Source organism: Cellulomonas sp. P24 (assembly GCF_024704385.1).
In the GTDB taxonomy this organism is placed as follows: Bacteria; Actinomycetota; Actinomycetes; order Actinomycetales; family Cellulomonadaceae; genus JAJDFX01.
Genome location: NZ_JAJDFX010000002.1, coordinates 3,771,022 through 3,786,837, shown reverse-complemented (window position 1 = coordinate 3,786,837; position 15,816 = coordinate 3,771,022). Strand labels below are relative to the sequence as shown.

Below are 15,816 nucleotides of genomic sequence, written 5' to 3'. Positions count from 1 at the left end.
CTCTCACCCCAGGGCGGAGCGGCTCGCAATTATCTCGACATCAAGATACATCGTAGCGGCCGCGCGTGCGCGTGCGACGGGCTTCCATCATGCAGGACGCAGCATCGACCTGCCGCGACCGTGCCACCGGCCCACCAGCTCGATGCCCGCGCAGCCGACCGCCCCGGCCACCAGGACGGCGACACCCGACCCCGCCGTGAGGACGTGCAGCGCGAAGAACCCGCGCGCCACCGGCAGGAGGAACGCGCCCACCCCCGCCGCAGCCATCACGGCGACCAAGGAGACCTTCCACCACCGCCACGGCCGGGCGAGCACGCCGATCAACCAGAGCCCGCAGCACAGCAGGACCGCCGTCGCGGCCGATCGCGCCTCCTGCTCGGCGACCCGCGACCGCAGCACCAGGTGGACCGTGAACACGACGCCACCCATGAGCACCCCGGACGGCACCGCGAGGCGCAGTACGCGCGGCAGGAACCCCGGGAGGTACCGCTGCGCGTTCGGCGCGAGCGCGAGGAAGAACGCGGGGATGCCGATCGTGAGCGCACTGACCAGGGTGAGATGACGCGGCTGGAACGGGTACGGCACCACGAGCAGCACGCTCGCGACGACGAGCAGCGCGGCGTAGGTCGTCTTGCTGAGGAACAGGTTCGCGACCCGCTCCATGTTGGCGATCACCCGCCGGCCCTCCCCGACGACGCCGGGCAACGACGAGAACCTGCCGTCCAGCAGGACGAGCCGGGCGACCGCCTTCGTGGCGGCCGCGCCCGACCCCATCGCGATCCCGAGGTCCGCATCCTTGAGCGCGAGCGCGTCGTTCACGCCGTCGCCGGTCATCGCCACCGTGCGTCCCGCGTGCTGCAAGGCATGCACCATCGCACGCTTCTGCTCGGGCGTGACCCGACCGAACACGTGCTCCGTCGCCATCACGGCGGACAGCTCGGCGATGTCGGTCGGGAGGGTGGTCGCGTCGACCCCCACCACCTCCGCACCCGTCCCGCGCAGGTCCAGGGCGGTCGCGATCGCGGCGACGGTGGCCGGGTCGTCGCCCGAGATCACCGTCAGCTCGACACCCTGGTCGCGGAAGTACGCGAGGGTCGTCGCCGCGTCGGGCCGCAGGTGCTCGCGCAGCACGACGAGCACGACCGGCACGAGGTCTGCCGGCAGCGCCGGCTCGTCAGCCATCGGCAGGCTCTCGGCCCGGCACAGCACGAGGACCCGTGCCCCGTCCTGCGCGATCGCACCGGCTCGCTCGAGGACCGACGCCGACCCCGCCGACCCCGCCGCGAGGACGATGCTCGGCGCCCCCAGCACCCAGGTGCCGGTCGCGGTCCGGACGGCGCTCCACTTCCGCGCCGACGAGAACGCGACCGCACCGTCGACCGGGGCAGGCACGACGCCCACCAGCCCCGTCGAGATCGCCGCAGCGGTGACGTTGGCCTCGGGGTCGGCGGCCATCGCGGCGAGCGCCTCGCGGGCACCGGGAACCACCGCGACGTCCTCGAACCGGTCCAGCGCCATCGTGCCGTCGGTGAGGGTCCCCGTCTTGTCCAGGCACAGCACGTCGACCCGCGCGAGCACCTCGACCGCGGGGAGCTCCTGCACCAGGACCTGGCGCCGAGCCAGGACCACGGCAGCCAGCGCGAAGTTGATCGACGTGAGCAGGACGAGGCCCTCGGGAACCATGCCGACCACACCGGCGACGCCGGACACCGCAGCCGACCGCCACGACCCGTCCGCGAGCGCGGCCTGCCACCCGCCGTGCGCCCGGATCTGGCTCCACATGAGCAGCGCGCTCAGCGGGCCGATCATCCAGGCGACGACGACGAGCACCCGGTTGATCCCCGTGCGGAGCTCGGACCTGACCAGGGAGAACCGCCGCACCGAGCTCGTCAGACGGTTCGCGTACGAGTCCGCTCCGACGTGGTGCACGCGGGTGGTGGCCGACCCGGCGACGACGATCGAGCCGGAGAGCACGTCGTCCCCGGCACTCTTGACCACCGCGGCGGACTCTCCCGTCAGGAGCGACTCGTCGACCTCGAGACCCGACGGGCGGAGCACGGTGGCATCCACCGGGACCTGGTCGCCCGCGCCGATCAGCAAGAGGTCGTCGACGACGATCTCGCGGACGTCGATCGACGTCTCGGTGCCGTCCCGGACGACGCGCGCGTCGGGTGCGTTCAGGATCGACAGGCGGTCGAGGACCAGCTTGGCCCGGTACTCGCCGATCACGCCGATCGCCGCGTTGAACACCAGCACGCCGCCGAACAGCGCGTCCTGCCACTGACCGACGACCAGCACGACCACGAGCGCCGCACCGAGGATCCCGTTGAACAGCGTGAAGACGTTCCCCCGAAGGATCGCACCGACACTGCGCGACGACGTGCTCGTCACGTCGTTCACGCGACCGTCGGCGACGCGCGCTGCGACCTCGTCCGCGGTCAGACCGACGACGTCGGCGAGCGGCGGTCCGGACCGTGTCGTCTCGCTGTCTGCCACGCCCCGAGCCTAGGGGTGACCCGCCCCTCGGGACGATCTTCGTCCTGATCGGGGACGGTGACGGCGTGCCGGGACCTCCGACCCTCGCCACCACCGGCCGACCTCAGGATGCTCGGACCGTGACCATCCTCGTGGCGTACGGATCGTCGCGCCACGGCACCGCGGGTCTCGCGGAGATGATCGCCGAGGCGTTCGTCAGGCTCGGCCACGAGGCGGTCGCGCTGCCGGCACGGACGGCGGGCCCACCCGCCGGCTACGACGCCGTCGTCGTGGCGGGCTCGATCAGCGCCGGACGCTGGCACCGGGACGCCCGCCGATGGGTGAGGAGCCACGCCCAGATCCTTCGTGCGACACCCACCTGGCTGGTGACCTCGGGCCCGCTCGACGACTCCGCGCGCAGCGGGGCCCTCCCACCGATCCCCCAGGTGGCCTCCGCCATGGATCTGGTGGCGGCGCGGGGACACATGACCTTCGGAGGGTTCCTCGCCCCGGACGCCCGCGGCTTCCCCGCCTCGGCGATGGCCCGGACCCGGTCCGGCGACTGGCGCGACCCCGAGCACGTCCGCGAGTGGGTCGCCTCCGTCGACGCCGAGCTCAGCGCGATCTGAGCCGGGTCACTCGCTTCGGTCCAGCACCGCGACGCACTCGACGTGGTGCGTCATCGGGAACAGGTCGAAGGCCCGGATGCCGGTGAGGCCGTAGCCGGCCTCGGCGAAGTAGGAGACGTCCCGCGCCAGGGCCGCAGGATCGCACGCGACGTACACGACCCGGTCCGGGCGCAGCGCACCGATCTGTCCGACGATCGCCCGACCGGCGCCCGTCCGTGGGGGGTCGAGCACGATCGCGTCGGCGTGCACGAGGGACGCGTCTGCGTCCGGGTCGGCGAGCACGCGGGACACGTCGCCGTGCAGCAGGGTCACGTTGCGTCGCAGGTGCGCGTTGCGTCGCGCGTCGTGGACGGCGCGCTCGTCGCCCTCGACGGCCACGACCTGGCCCGTCGGACCGACCGCGTCCGCGAGCGGGGCGCTGAACAGTCCCGCACCGGAGTAGAGGTCCACCACGGTCGCACCGTCGAGGTCCAGCCCCTCGAGCCCGTCGAGCACCGCCTCGACGAGGGTGGTGGGCGCGGCACGGTGCACCTGCCAGAAGCCGTCCGCCGTGACGCGGTACCGATACTGCTGTCCGCGAGCCGGCACGAGCTCGTGCACCGCAGTCCGCACCTGAGCCCCGGTGGCGGCACGGTGCCGTGCGAGGTCCCACAGCACCCCGTCCACCAGGACCACCGGGAGGTCGCCGCCGACGGGTGCGATCGCCTCGATCCGCGCACCGACGGGCCAGCGCCGGTCGAAGAGCTCGAGGTCACCGATCGCCTCGACCGCGAGCGGCATCGAGTCGAGCGCCTGGATCCGGTGGGACCGGTACCCGCGCATGCCGGCGCGGCCGTCGTCGTCGACGACGAGGTCGATCCGGGTACGCCACCGCAGACCGCCGCGCTCGTCCTCACCCGGGAGGCCGTGCACATCGACGGCACGATCGTCGTGCGCGAGCCGCCGGAGCTGCTCCGCGACCACGAACTCCTTCCACCGCCTCTGCGCGCCGAGCGCCAGGTGCGCGAGCTCACCGCCACCGACGCCCCCGGGCCCGGCAGCCGGCCATGCCGACGGGACGCGGTCCGGTGAGGGCTCGAGGATCTCGACCGCGTCGGCGCGCCAGAGCGAGGCCTCCGCACCGGCCTGCGTCAACCGTGCGAGGACCCGTTCGCCGGGGGCCGTGTGCCGCACGAACACGACGCGTCCGTCGTGCCGTGCCACGCAGTGCCCGCCGTGCGCCACGGGGCCGATCTCGAGCTCGAGCAGCGGCGCGTCGCTCGGGACCTCGTCGGTCACGGGACGCGGGCGCGGAACGCGGCGGCCGGACGCCGGGCGCCCGTCCCGTGCGGCGGGCCTGCCCGTGGTCCGTGGCCGGCTGCCTCGTTCAGAAGCCACGACGCGCCGCCCCTCGGACGCGGTCCTCGAGGCCGGTCTGCCCCTCGCTCGAGACGAGCTGCCACGGCACCGAGGCGACCACCACCCCGGGGGTGAACAGCAGACGGCCCTTGAGGCGCAGCGCGCTCTGGTTGTGCAGCAGCTGCTCCCACCAGTGACCGACCACGTACTCGGGGATGTACACGACGACGAGGTCGCGCGGGCTCTCCCGCCGGATCGACCGCACGTAGGTGAGGATCGGCCGGGTGATCTCGCGGAACGGCGAGTCGAGGACCTTGAGCGGCACCGGGAGAGCCAGCGCCTCCCACTCGGCCCTCAGCCGGGCGACGTCGTCGGGATCGACACCGACGCTGACCGCCTCGAGGACCTGGGGCCGCGAGGCGCGCGCGTACGCGAGCGCGCGCATCGTGGGGCGGTGGACGTGGGACACGAGCACGATCGCGTGGACCCGGCTCGGCAAGGCCTTGGCCGCGGCGGGGTCCGGGCCGAGCGCGAGCTCGCGGCGCACGAGGTCGTAGTGCCGGCGGATCGACTTCATGAGGACGAAGACGCAGATCATCGCGAGGATCGCGATCCACGCCCCTCGGGTGAACTTGGTGATCAGCACGACGATCAGCACGGTCGCGGTCATGAGGAAGCCGAAGGCGTTGATGACGCGTGAGCGCTGCATCTTCGCCCGCACCTGGCCGTCCGTCTCGGTCGCCAGGTGCCGCGTCCAGTGCCGGACCATGCCGAGCTGGCTGAGGGTGAACGAGACGAACACCCCGACGATGTACAGCTGGATCAGCCGGGTGACCTGCGCGTCGAAGGCCCAGATCAGGGTGATCGCGGCGATCGCCAACGTGACGATCCCGTTCGAGAACGCGAGCCGGTCGCCACGGGTGTGCAGCTGCCGGGGCAGGTAGCCGTCCTTCGCGAGGATCGACCCGAGCACCGGGAACCCGTTGAACGCGGTGTTCGCCGCAAGGACGAGGATCAACCCGGTCAGGGCGGCGATCAGGTAGAACGCCGGGCTGAACGAGCCGAAGACCGTGTGCGAGAGCTGGGCGATCACCGGGTCCTGGACGAAGCCGGGGCCGACGGGCTTGCCGTCGATCATGAGCTGCTCGGACGGGATCTCGACGAAGTGGATCCCGGTCCACCGCGCGAGCATGAGGATCGACATCACCATGCCGATCGACAGGCCACCGAGCATGAGCAACGTCGTCGCGGCGTTCTTGCTCTTCGGCTTGCGGAAGGCCGGGACCCCGTTGCTGATCGCCTCGACCCCGGTGAGCGCGGCACAGCCGGAGGCGAACGCGCGCAGCACGAGGAAGCCACCGGCGATCCCCATCAGCCCCTGCTCGAAGCCCGGCTCCGCGAGCATCTCGTAGCTCGAGCTCGACGCCATCGGAAGGTTGCCGAGGAAGTGCCGGGCGACGCCGACGACCGCCATCGACCCGATCGCGAACATGAACAGGTACGTCGGGATCGCGAAGGCGGTCCCGGACTCCTTCACGCCACGCAGGTTGATCATCGCGATGATCACGACGAGGGAGATCGCGAACACCGCCTCGTGGCCGCGAAGGGCCGGGATCGCGGCGGCGGCGTACTGGGCGCCGGACGAGATCGAGACGGCGACCGTGAGGATGTAGTCGACCAGCAGGGCGCTCGCCACGGTCACCCCGGCGGTCGGGCCGAGGTTCACGGTGCTGACCTCGTAGTCGCCGCCGCCGGACGGGTACGCGTGCACGTTCTGGCGGTAGGACGCGACGACCGTCGCCAGCACCGCGACGACCGCGACACCGACCCACGGAGAGATCGACACCGCTGCGAGACCGGCGACCGACAGGGTCAGCAGGATCTCGTCCGGCGCGTAGGCGACCGACGAGAGGGCGTCGGACGCGAACACCGGAAGGGCGATGCGTTTGGGCAGGAGGGTGTGCCCCAGATGCTCGCTGCGGACCGGACGGCCGAGCAGCAAGCGTTTGGCGGCGTCGGCGATGTCGGACACAATCGACCATGCTAAGCACTGGACAGCGCGAGCGCGCAACGACGCCGACGCTGTAGCGTCTCCGGTTGTGCACTTCGTCATCATGGGATGCGGCCGAGTCGGCGCCACGCTCGCCCAGTCGCTCGAGAGCCACGGCCACTCCGTCGCCGTCATCGACCAGAATCCGGACGCGTTCCGGCGCCTCGATGCGGGTTTCGCGGGCAACAAGGTCACCGGCCTCGGGTTCGACCGCGACATCTTGACCCAGGCAGGGATCGACGAGGCGAACGGCTTCGCCGCGGTCTCCGACGGGGACAACTCGAACATCCTCGCCGCGCGTGTCGTGCGCGAGATGTACGGCGTGGAGAACGTCGTCGCCCGCATCTACGACCCGCACCGCGCCGAGATCTACCAGCGCCTCGGGATCCCGACCGTCGCGACCGTCCGATGGACCGCGGACCAGGTGCTGCGTCACCTGCTCCCGATGGGCGCGACCGACGAGTTCCGTGACGCCTCCGGCCAGCTGCGCCTGTGCCAGGTGGACGTGCACCCCGGCTGGATCGGCAAGCCGCTCCGGCACATCGAGGAGGTCACCGGTGCCAGGGTCGCGTACCTCACCCGGTACGGCGACGGTGTCCTGCCCGGGGAGGACAGCGTGCTGCAGGAGGCAGACGACCTGCACCTCCTCATGCGCTCCGAGCACTCCGCCTCGGTCGAACGCACCCTGACCCGAGCCCCGGAGGCCTCCTGATGCGCGTCGTGATCGCTGGTGCCGGCTCGGTGGGGCGCTCGATCGCGCGCGAGCTGCTCGGGCACGGGCACGAGGTCACCCTGATCGACCGTCAGCCGTCGGCGATGCGGATCGCCTCCGTCGCGGACGCCGAGTGGCTGCTCGCCGACGCGTGCGAGATGCCCACCCTCACCGAGGCGAAGGTCGACGAGTGCGACGTGGTCGTCGCCGCGACCGGTGACGACAAGGCCAACCTCGTCATCTCGCTGCTGGCCAAGACCGAGTACGGGGTCCCGCGCACGGTCGCACGCGTCAACAATCCCAAGAACGAGTGGATGTTCGACGAGGCGTGGGGGGTCGACGTCGCCGTGTCGACGCCCCGGATCATGACCGCGATGGTCGAGGAGGCCGTCGCGGTGGGCGACCTCGTCCGGATCTTCACGTTCCACCAGTCCGGCGCCGACATCCTCGAGCTCACGCTGCCCGACGACTCCCCGATCGCCGGGATCCGGGTCGGTCAGGTCGTCTGGCCGACGGACACCGTGCTCGCGTGCATCGTCCGGGGCGACCGGCCGATCGCGCCGAGCGCGGACGACACCCTCGAGGCCGGCGACGAGCTCATGTTCGTCACGGGTCGAGAGGCGGACGAGAAGGAGCTGGAGCACCTGCTCGTGGCCGGACCAGGAGCCAGCTGAGCCACAGGCCGACGGCGAACAGCGGGACACCCATGACGAGCTTCGCGGTGCCCAGCCAGCCGACCGTGGAGTCCAGGTAGAGCGGGACCTGCACGAGCAGCCGGAGCCCGAAGAGCACGACCCAGATCCACGTCGCCCAGGTGTAGGCGCGCCGCAGGGCCCCGGCGTCCGGATCGGTCCGCCAGCCCATCCCGTCTCCGCGGACCAGCGCGACGATGACGCCCACACCGGGCCAGCGCGCCAGGATCGAGACGAGTGCGCCGGCGGACCAGCCCGCGTTCACCCACAGTCCCCACGCGAAGAAGTTCTTCGACTCCCCCGAGCGCCAGGCCCAGACGACGCCGATGCCGACGCCGAGGATCCCCGACATGGCCTGCGTGACCGGGGTCCCCTGGACGAGCCGGAGCACGACGGCCACCGCTGCCCCCGCGATCGAGACGATCAACGAGAGGGACAGGTCGCTCGTCGCGACGAAGGCCACGACGAACACCAGGCCGGGCAGCACCGACTCGATCAGCCCGCGGACCCCGCCGACGGCGGCACTCACCGAGAAGTCGTCCGCCGCGATGGCCCGCAGGCCTCGTTCGCTCACCCGGTCACTCGCCCTGGCGCGGGCGCAGCTCGTACCGGGGGTTGAAGATCACCCGGCGACCGTCGACCGCACACACGCGCCCCTCGAGCTTGAGGCGGCGCCCCGGCTCGATCCCGGCGATCTCACGACGTCCGAGCCAGACGAGGTCGATCGTGCCGCTGCCGTCGTACAGCTCGGCCTCGAGCGCGGGCACGCCCTCCCGCGGGCGGAGCGTGACGGACCGCAGGATGCCGCTCACCGTGACGTGGCTGCGCGCGGGGAGCTCGCTCAGCGCCATGCACCCCTGCTGCTTCGACTCGGTCCGCTCCTCGTCCGCCTCGATCTCCGTCTGGGAGGCGAAGGCGCGGTGCAGCGTTTCCTTGAGCGTCATCGGATCTCCGTGATCTCGGGGCCGCGACGCAGCAGGTCGAGGTCGGATGCCTGGCGCGCCTCGGGGTCCTGAGGCACGACCGGCGCGGACTGACCGGGGAGGCGGAGCGCGAGCAGGTCGCGCGGGGCACGCGCCTCCTGACCGCGGTCGACCACGATGTCCGCGAAGACGGCCTCGAGCGCACGCGCCGCTTCAGGGTCGACGGCAGCGCGACCGGTGATCACGCCGCGCAGGAACCACCGAGGGCCGTCGGCGCCGACGAACCGCGCCGGCCGGTGGCCCGTGCGGCCTTCCTCGGTCCGCACCGGGAGCCGCGCGAGCAGCTCGCGGCCGAACGGACCAGGCAGGTCGTCGGCCGAGCCGCCCTGCTTCACGATCGACTCGGCGATCTCCTCGCGGATCTCGTCCCAGATGCCCTCGGTGCGCGGCGCCGCGAAGGCCTGCACCTGGAGGGCCGACCCGTCCAGGTTGACCGCGGCCGCGCTGACCACCTCGGTGGCCTTGTCGATCTCCATCCGGAGCTCCATGCCGACGACCCCGGGGAGCCAGATCGACCCGAGGTCGACGCGCGTGCCGAGGCCGTCGACCTCGCTCACGTCCCACGGACCGTGGTCTCGCTCAGGCACCAGGACGTTCTCCGGGGCGCCCTCGTCCGGGACGCTCTCGGCGACCTCGTCGGGGGTGTCGATCTCGGTCACGGCGTCGTCAGCGGCTGCATCGTTCGCTGCGCCGCGGCGGAACAGACCCACCAGTGCTCTCCTCACTCACGCGTGCGCTCGTCGGCACACACATTGTCAAGTCTAGGCCGACTCGCGCGAGCCGGTCGTGCGCACGGGCACCGACGTCATCCGTTCGTGGTCCCGGTCGCGGCCTGCCAGCCCCCGCTCGACCCGAAACCGCCCTCGCCCCGGTGCGATCCGGGCAGGTGCTCCACCTGGACGAACCGCGCACGCTCGACCTGCTGGATGACGAGCTGGGCGATCCGGTCGCCGCGGGACAGGTGCAGCGTCTCGACCTCGTCGGTGTTCAGGAGCGTGACCTTGATCTCGCCGCGGTAGCCGGCATCGACCGTGCCTGGGGCGTTGACGATGGTCAGGCCGTGCCGCGACGCGAGGCCCGATCGCGGGTGGACGAACGCCGCGTAGCCGTCCGGCAGCGCGACCGCGACCCCTGTCGGCACCGTGACCCTCGTGCGCGGCGGGATCTCGACGTCGACCCGCGTGACCAGGTCGGCGCCGGCGTCGCCGGGATGAGCGTAGGCAGGCACAGGCAGACCCTCGTCGAGGAGCTGGAGCAGGACGTCGATCGTGCCGTCTGTTCTCACGGGGTCGCACTCTAGCCTCACTGCACCTGAGATGCTGGTGCCGTGCACACGACCTCGTCGCCCGACAGTCCCGCGACCTTCAGCGAGAGGCTCTGGCCGGGCTCTGCCGGCTGGCTGGTCGTACCGGCAGCGGCGGTCGCGTGCGGTCTCGTCCTGCTGCCGGTGGGGACGACCCTGGCGGTCGTCGTCGCCGCCATCGCCCTGGTGGTCGCGACCGTGGTCGCCGTCATGTCCTCGCCGCGCGTGCAGGTCGCGGACGGCGAGCTCCGCGCCGGTTCCGCGCACATCCCTCTCGAGCTGCTCGGCACCGTCACGGTGCTCGACCGAGACGGCGTCCGGCGCGCGATGGGACCCGACCTCGACGCGCGGGCGTTCGTGTGCCTGCGGACGTGGGTCGGTGGTGGTGTCCGGGTCGAGGTGACCGACCCCGCGGACCCGACCCCGTACTGGATCGTCTCGTCCAGGTGGCCGACCGCTCTCGCGGACGCACTGGTGCCCGATGACGATCGGCCGGCCACCGGGGCGTAAGGGGCTCCGGTGGCCGGCCGGTCAGGGCAGGCGCGCAGGGGTGCTCAGGCGGCGCACTCCGAGCAGACGGGCTGGCCGTTGCGCTCGTAGGCCAGCTGGCTGCGGTGGTGAACGAGGAAGCACTCCGAGCAGGTGAACTCGTCAGCCTGCCGGGGAAGCACGCGGACCGAGAGCTCCTCGCCCGAGAGGTCGGCGCCGGGCAGCTCGAATCCTTCGGCCGCTTCCGTCTCGTCCTCGTCGACCACTCCCGAGTTCTTGTCCGACCGGCGAGCCTGGAGCTCCTGCAGCGAGTCTTCGCCGAGGTCCTCCTCGGTCTTGCGCGGGGCGTCGTAGTCGGTTGCCATCTTCTAGGTCACACTCCGGGGGATCGGCGGTGGTGGTGGTACGGCTCATCAATGCGATCGGCCCCCGGTTTGTTCCCGGTGGCTGACGGATTGTGCCTCATTTCCCGGCCGATCGCACCCCCGTCCCGAACGGACCCGCCGGAGGCCGCTGCTACGGGCCTTCGTCGGCCCCCAGGACCTCGAGCAGACGGACGAGATCGGCGACGCTGCCGGCCGGCCCCGCCACCGTCATCTGCTCGGTCGCAGGCCGACCATGGAGCCCGGTCACGACGGCACCGGCCTCGGTCGCGATCAGCTGGCCGGCCGCCATGTCCCACGGCTTCAGCCCTCGCTCGTAGTGCAGGTCGAGGTGGCCCGACGCCACCGCGCACAGGTCCAGGGCCGCGGACCCGATCCGCCTGATGTCCCGCACCCGCGGGAGGAGCGCCGCCACGACCGCACCCTGGGCACGTCGACGCTCGGTCGTGTAGCCGAAGCCGGTGCCGACGAGCGAGTGCGACAACGGGCGCGCATCGTTCACCGAGATCCGCGCCCCGTCGAGGTAGGCCCCACGCCCCCGGCCCGCGGTGTAGGTCGCTCCGTCAGGCACGCGGTGCACGCAGCCCGCGATCGGCACCCAGGTCGCCGGGTCGGGCTCCCCGGCGACGACGGCGACCGACACGGCGTAGGCCGGCAGGCCGTAGAGGTAGTTGACCGTGCCGTCGATCGGGTCGACGACCCAGGTGAGGCCGCTCGTCCCGACCACCGCGTCGCCCTCCTCGCCGAGGATCCCGTCCTGCGGCCGGGCAGCGCTGATGAGGTGCCTCAACAGCTGCTCCGAGTCGGTGTCCATCTTCGTGACCACGTCGATCGGGCTGGACTTCGTGTCGGCCACCACCACCTCGTCGGGCCTGCCGTCGCGGATGAGGGTCCCGGCGGTCACCGCCAGGTGGGCGGCAAGCGTCGCAAGGGTGTCGGTCAGGGCGTCGTCGGGAAGGGGGAACGCGGGGGGTCGTCACGTCGTCCATCTTGCCCGACGGCCCACCTCGGTGGAGCAGCGCGGCGCACCGAGCCACCTCCGCCGCTTCACCCGCTCGCGGTGGCAGGCTCAGACCCGAGGTCTGGGAGGTCCGAATGGGTGAGCTCGAACTGGTGGGTCTGCACGACGACGGGGAGCACCTGGTCCTGGTGGCCCAGGACGGCCAGCAGTTCCGCCTGCGCATCGACGAGACGCTGCGTGCTGCGGTCCGCCGGGACCGTCCTCAGCTCGAGAAGCTGCGCGCCGAGCGGACGAGCGTCCTGAGCCCGCGGGAGATCCAGATGCGGATCCGCGCCGGGGCGTCGGCCGAGGAGGTGTCCGACGAGTGCGGCGTGCCCGTCGAGCACGTCCGTCGCTACGAGGGTCCGGTGATCGCCGAGCGTGAGTTCATCGTCGACCAGGCACGTGCCACCCGGGTCGGGCGCGACCCAGGCGCCCCCGTTCTCGGCGACCTCGTGACCGACCGGCTCGCGGCCCGGGGTGTCGACACCGAGACCCTGGTCTGGGACGCGTACCGCGACCAGTCCGGCCCGTGGACCGTCGCCGTGGCCTTCACGGTGGCCGAGGTGGACGTCACAGCCCGCTGGACCTTCGACACGCAGGCCCGCTCGGTGCACGCGCTCGAGGACGAGGCCCGCTGGCTCTCGGAGACCGAGATCGCCGACGAGCCGATCCAACGGCGGCACCTCGAGGCGGTCCGGGACGTCGTGTTCGACGTCCAGTCGGACGGCGTGCTCCGTCCGGTCGGTTCCACGGTGGACGACGAGCCTCCCGCGTCCGACGAGCCCGAGCCGGCAGACCCGACGGCCACCCTGCTCGACGACCTCCGTTTCAAGAGGGGGATCCGCCAGCAGGTCGAGTACGAGGACGACGGCGACGAGTTCGAGGGTTTCGGACCGCAGCATGCCTTCGACTTCACCCAGCTCGAGGCACAGGTCCCCGGCGCACACCCGGTCGATGCCGACGCTGACGCCAGTGCGCGCATCCTCGGCCTGGTCGACGCACCTGCCGTCTCACCGCCCCTCCCGGACGACGCCCGGCCGCCGGCACCGGACGAGGCGGTCGCCGAGACGCCTGCGCCGCTCGTCGAACGCCCGCGCGCGGGACGGAAGGGACGGGCGAGCGTGCCGAGCTGGGACGAGATCGTGTTCGGCGCGAAGCCGGAGTAACCCGGACGCCGGAGCGACTCCTCCTCCGCCGCTGCCTCAGCGGCGCCGAGAACCGGCGACGCGCAGTTCAGGCACCGCAGCGCTCAGGCACCGCAGCGCTCAGTCACCGCTCCGCCCACCGGTGGGCGGAGCGGGAAGGGCGCCGAGGTCCAGCGCCAAGGTCGCCGGGGACGTCGAGCCCGACTGCGCCGACTGCGCCGTCATCTTCCGCATGTGGTGGCGGCGGCACAGGACCTCGTACCCGACCTCGTCGCCCGCGGCCGCCAGGTCGGTGTCCCCGACCACGACCTGCGCACCCTCGACGACCATCCGACCACCGACCGTGCGCGCGTTGTGGGTCGCGCGGGCCCCGCACCAGCAGAGTGCACGGACCTGCAGCACCTCGACGCGGTCCGCGAGCTCGACGAGCCGTGCGGATCCCGGGAACAGCCGGGTGCGGAAGTCGGAGGTGATGCCGAACGCGTAGACGTCGATCCCCATCTCGTCGACGATCCGGGCCAGCTGCTCGACCTGCTCCGGCGAGTAGAACTGGGCCTCGTCACAGATGAGGTAGTCGACCCGGTCCCCGCGCGTCCGACGTCGGACGACCTCGTCCCAGAAGTTCGTGTCGTCCCGCACCTCGAAGGCGTCCACCCGCAGCCCGAGCCGTGACGACAGCACATCGGTGCCGGCCCGGTCGTTGCGGGTGAAGATCACGCCGCCACGACCACGGGCCGCATGGTTGTGGTCCATCTGCAACGCGAGCGTCGACTTCCCGCAGTCCATCGTGCCCGAGAAGAAGGCAAGCTCAGCCACAGGTCCTCCTCACCGCCGGTCCCACAGGAACGGGACCGACATCTCGTGCGGCGTCATCGACCCGTGCACGCCGATCAGCCCGAGCGACGCCGGGGTCTGGGTCCGGGTGTCGACCACGGTCGCGCGCCCGGTCGTCGCGACCACCACGTCACCGAGCCGGGGGCGCACGTGCTCGGCCACCGGACCGAACCAGCCGTCGTCGACCGCGTCCTGGCCGACGGCCACCACGGCGGACGCACCGAGGACGTCGCGCCAGCGGTCCGCGACCGCGTCCGCGGTGTGACCCGGCTCGAGGTGGAGGTGCAGCGCGCGCGGCTCTCCCGCGACCAGGGCCACTCCTTCACGCAGCCCGGGGACCTCGGCGACGTCCCAGCGGTGGCGGGGATCGACGTCGACCATGCCGTGGTCGGCCGTGATCAGGAGCAGCGAGTCCCGCGGAAGGAGCCGGGCGAGCCGCGCCAGCTCACGATCGACCTCCTCGAGGGCATGACCCCACTGCCACGAGCCCCACCCCTCGTGGTGGCCGACCTTGTCGACCTCACCCCAGTAGAGGTAGGCGACGCCGGGGGTCGCGAGCTCGGAGACCGTCGCGTCGACGCGGTCCGCGAGCGTCTCGGCCGGACGGTACGCGGCACCGCGGAGCGCCGCGTCGGTCATCCCCGACCCGGCGAAGCGTGCCGGGCCCACCGAGACCGCCCGATGCCCGTCCGCGACGATCTGCTCGAACACCGTGGGCTCGACCTGCCACGCGCGCGGCGCCTCGGCCCCTTCCCACGACACCATGTTCGCCAGGCCGCCCGTCGTCGGGTTGCGCACGGTGTAGCCGACCAGCCCGGTCCGTCCGGGGCACGTGCCGGTGCCGAAGGTCGCCACCGACGCGGAGGTCGTCGACGGGTACCCGGCCGTCATCCGCCGCGAGCCGGCGAGCATGCTGCGGAGGAACGGCGCGTGCCCGGACCGTTCGGCGAGGTTGACCCGGCCGAGCCCGTCCACGAGGACGACGCACACCCGGCTCGCTCGCGGCAGGCCCAGCAGCGCACGCGCCGTCGCGCCCCCGGTGACCGTGGCCCCGGCCGCGTCGGCCGCCGCCGGGAGGACCGCGGACAGGTTGGACCCGCGGTAGTCAGGCAGCACGAGGCCCGCGGCAGCGAGCTCCGCACGGGTGGATCGGGACACTCAGCGGCCCCGCACCGTGGCGGCGGTGAGCTGCCGCGCGAACGCGACCGCGGCACCGACGGCCTCGCGCCCCTCGGCGACGGCGCTGACGCGCACCACGATGTCGTCCGGGACCGAGGTACCGGTCAGGCCGTGGTCGGCCTCGCAGCTCGGGTCCGGGCACGTCGCAGGCTCGAGGTCGATCCGGTGCACCGCGTCCCACCCGATCGACAGCGTCAGCTCGAGGGGCACGTCACCGGGGCGGTGCTGCTCCGGAGATCCCACGACGTGCGTGAGCGCGACGGAGCGCAGCTCGGTCAGCGGCACCGCCTCGGTGGTCGCCGACGCGCTCGGCGTCGGGTGCTCGGAGTCCGCGGGGTGCTCGTCGACGTGGGCGACGACGAGCCGGGTCCCCGTGAGCGCCAGCACCGTCACGTGCCGGTGCACCTCGTTCGCGACGAACGTCGTCTCCGGGTGGACCAGGTGGGCGACCACGGCCTCGCCGGCGAGCGCGATGTCGAGGATGTCGGCGACGAGGTCGGGGTAGTACCCGGCGCGGTCGAGATCACGGTGCAGGAGCGGGAACGAGGAAGCCACGTCCAGCATCCTCCCATCCTGACGACGTCCTCGGCGCCTCCCTGCC

17 protein-coding genes are annotated in these 15,816 nt (G+C 72.3%); 5 read left to right on the top strand and 12 right to left on the bottom strand.

The window, feature by feature from the left end:
• Positions 1–87: 87 nt before the first annotated feature.
• A complete protein-coding gene (locus tag LJB74_RS17685) occupies positions 88–2,496 on the bottom strand; it encodes an HAD-IC family P-type ATPase (RefSeq protein WP_259309767.1) in 2,409 nt (802 codons plus the stop codon).
• 119 nt (positions 2,497–2,615) lie between these two features.
• On the opposite strand from LJB74_RS17685, the gene LJB74_RS17680 reads away from it, so the two are divergent.
• Positions 2,616–3,104 (top strand): flavodoxin domain-containing protein, encoded by a 489-nt coding sequence (locus tag LJB74_RS17680; RefSeq protein ID WP_259309766.1) that lies wholly within the window; start codon positions 2,616–2,618, stop codon positions 3,102–3,104.
• Between the two features lie 6 nt (positions 3,105–3,110).
• On the opposite strand, the gene LJB74_RS17675 is transcribed toward LJB74_RS17680, so the two are convergent.
• Together LJB74_RS17675 and LJB74_RS17670 are read right to left on the bottom strand one after the other, a co-directional pair.
• Positions 3,111–4,382: a class I SAM-dependent RNA methyltransferase gene (locus tag LJB74_RS17675; protein WP_259309765.1), complete on the bottom strand. Its 1,272-nt coding sequence runs from the start codon at positions 4,380–4,382 to the stop codon at positions 3,111–3,113.
• An 88-nt stretch (positions 4,383–4,470) separates the two neighbouring features.
• Positions 4,471–6,474 (bottom strand): APC family permease, encoded by a 2,004-nt coding sequence (locus tag LJB74_RS17670; RefSeq protein ID WP_259309764.1) that lies wholly within the window; start codon positions 6,472–6,474, stop codon positions 4,471–4,473.
• An 82-nt stretch (positions 6,475–6,556) separates the two neighbouring features.
• Between LJB74_RS17670 and LJB74_RS17665 the strand changes: the two genes are divergently transcribed.
• On the top strand, positions 6,557–7,204 hold the full coding sequence (locus LJB74_RS17665; RefSeq protein ID WP_259310403.1) for a TrkA family potassium uptake protein: 648 nt from the start codon (positions 6,557–6,559) through the stop codon (positions 7,202–7,204).
• A complete protein-coding gene (locus LJB74_RS17660) occupies positions 7,204–7,878 on the top strand; it encodes a TrkA family potassium uptake protein (RefSeq protein ID WP_259309763.1) in 675 nt (224 codons plus the stop codon). The genes LJB74_RS17665 and LJB74_RS17660 overlap by 1 nt, the downstream gene beginning before the upstream one ends.
• Here LJB74_RS17660 and LJB74_RS17655 read toward each other — a convergent pair.
• From LJB74_RS17655 to dut, 4 genes are all read right to left on the bottom strand, one after another.
• Positions 7,811–8,470 carry a DUF3159 domain-containing protein gene (locus LJB74_RS17655; RefSeq protein WP_259309762.1) on the bottom strand — a complete coding sequence of 220 codons (660 nt, stop codon included), beginning with the start codon at positions 8,468–8,470 and terminating at the stop codon, positions 7,811–7,813. The two genes, LJB74_RS17660 and LJB74_RS17655, sit on opposite strands and share 68 nt — an antisense overlap.
• Before the next feature lie 4 nt (positions 8,471–8,474).
• Positions 8,475–8,840, bottom strand: a complete 366-nt coding sequence (locus LJB74_RS17650) for an OB-fold nucleic acid binding domain-containing protein (RefSeq protein WP_259309761.1) — start codon at positions 8,838–8,840, stop codon at positions 8,475–8,477.
• On the bottom strand, positions 8,837–9,589 hold the full coding sequence (locus LJB74_RS17645) for a DUF3710 domain-containing protein (protein WP_259309760.1): 753 nt from the start codon (positions 9,587–9,589) through the stop codon (positions 8,837–8,839). The genes LJB74_RS17650 and LJB74_RS17645 overlap by 4 nt, the downstream gene beginning before the upstream one ends.
• A 95-nt stretch (positions 9,590–9,684) precedes the next feature.
• Complete coding sequence (gene dut, locus LJB74_RS17640; RefSeq protein WP_259309759.1) at positions 9,685–10,164, bottom strand: dUTP diphosphatase; 480 nt, start codon at positions 10,162–10,164, stop codon at positions 9,685–9,687.
• A gap of 42 nt (positions 10,165–10,206) precedes the next feature.
• On the opposite strand from dut, the gene LJB74_RS17635 reads away from it, so the two are divergent.
• Complete coding sequence (locus LJB74_RS17635) at positions 10,207–10,692, top strand: DUF3093 domain-containing protein (RefSeq protein ID WP_259309758.1); 486 nt, start codon at positions 10,207–10,209, stop codon at positions 10,690–10,692.
• Positions 10,693–10,736: 44 nt separating this feature from the next.
• Here LJB74_RS17635 and LJB74_RS17630 read toward each other — a convergent pair whose 3' ends face one another.
• A complete protein-coding gene (locus LJB74_RS17630; protein ID WP_259309757.1) occupies positions 10,737–11,036 on the bottom strand; it encodes a DUF4193 domain-containing protein in 300 nt (99 codons plus the stop codon).
• Positions 11,037–11,187: 151 nt separating this feature from the next.
• Entirely contained in the window at positions 11,188–11,997 is an 810-nt protein-coding gene (locus tag LJB74_RS17625; protein ID WP_259310402.1) for an inositol monophosphatase family protein, read from the bottom strand.
• Between the two features lie 152 nt (positions 11,998–12,149).
• Here LJB74_RS17625 and sepH point away from each other — a divergent pair, with 152 nt between their 5' ends.
• Positions 12,150–13,223 carry a septation protein SepH gene (gene sepH, locus LJB74_RS17620; protein WP_259309756.1) on the top strand — a complete coding sequence of 358 codons (1,074 nt, stop codon included), beginning with the start codon at positions 12,150–12,152 and terminating at the stop codon, positions 13,221–13,223.
• Positions 13,224–13,322: 99 nt separating this feature from the next.
• Here the strand turns inward: sepH and LJB74_RS17615 are convergent, their stop codons facing one another.
• Genes LJB74_RS17615 through LJB74_RS17605 form a run of 3 tightly spaced genes read right to left on the bottom strand, consistent with a single transcriptional unit; the run spans position 13,323 to position 15,770 of the window.
• A complete protein-coding gene (locus LJB74_RS17615) occupies positions 13,323–14,018 on the bottom strand; it encodes a thymidine kinase (RefSeq protein ID WP_259309755.1) in 696 nt (231 codons plus the stop codon).
• Positions 14,019–14,027: 9 nt separating this feature from the next.
• Positions 14,028–15,194: an alkaline phosphatase family protein gene (locus LJB74_RS17610; RefSeq protein WP_259309754.1), complete on the bottom strand. Its 1,167-nt coding sequence runs from the start codon at positions 15,192–15,194 to the stop codon at positions 14,028–14,030.
• Complete coding sequence (locus tag LJB74_RS17605; RefSeq protein ID WP_259309753.1) at positions 15,195–15,770, bottom strand: DUF5998 family protein; 576 nt, start codon at positions 15,768–15,770, stop codon at positions 15,195–15,197.
• Positions 15,771–15,816: the final 46 nt, after the last annotated feature.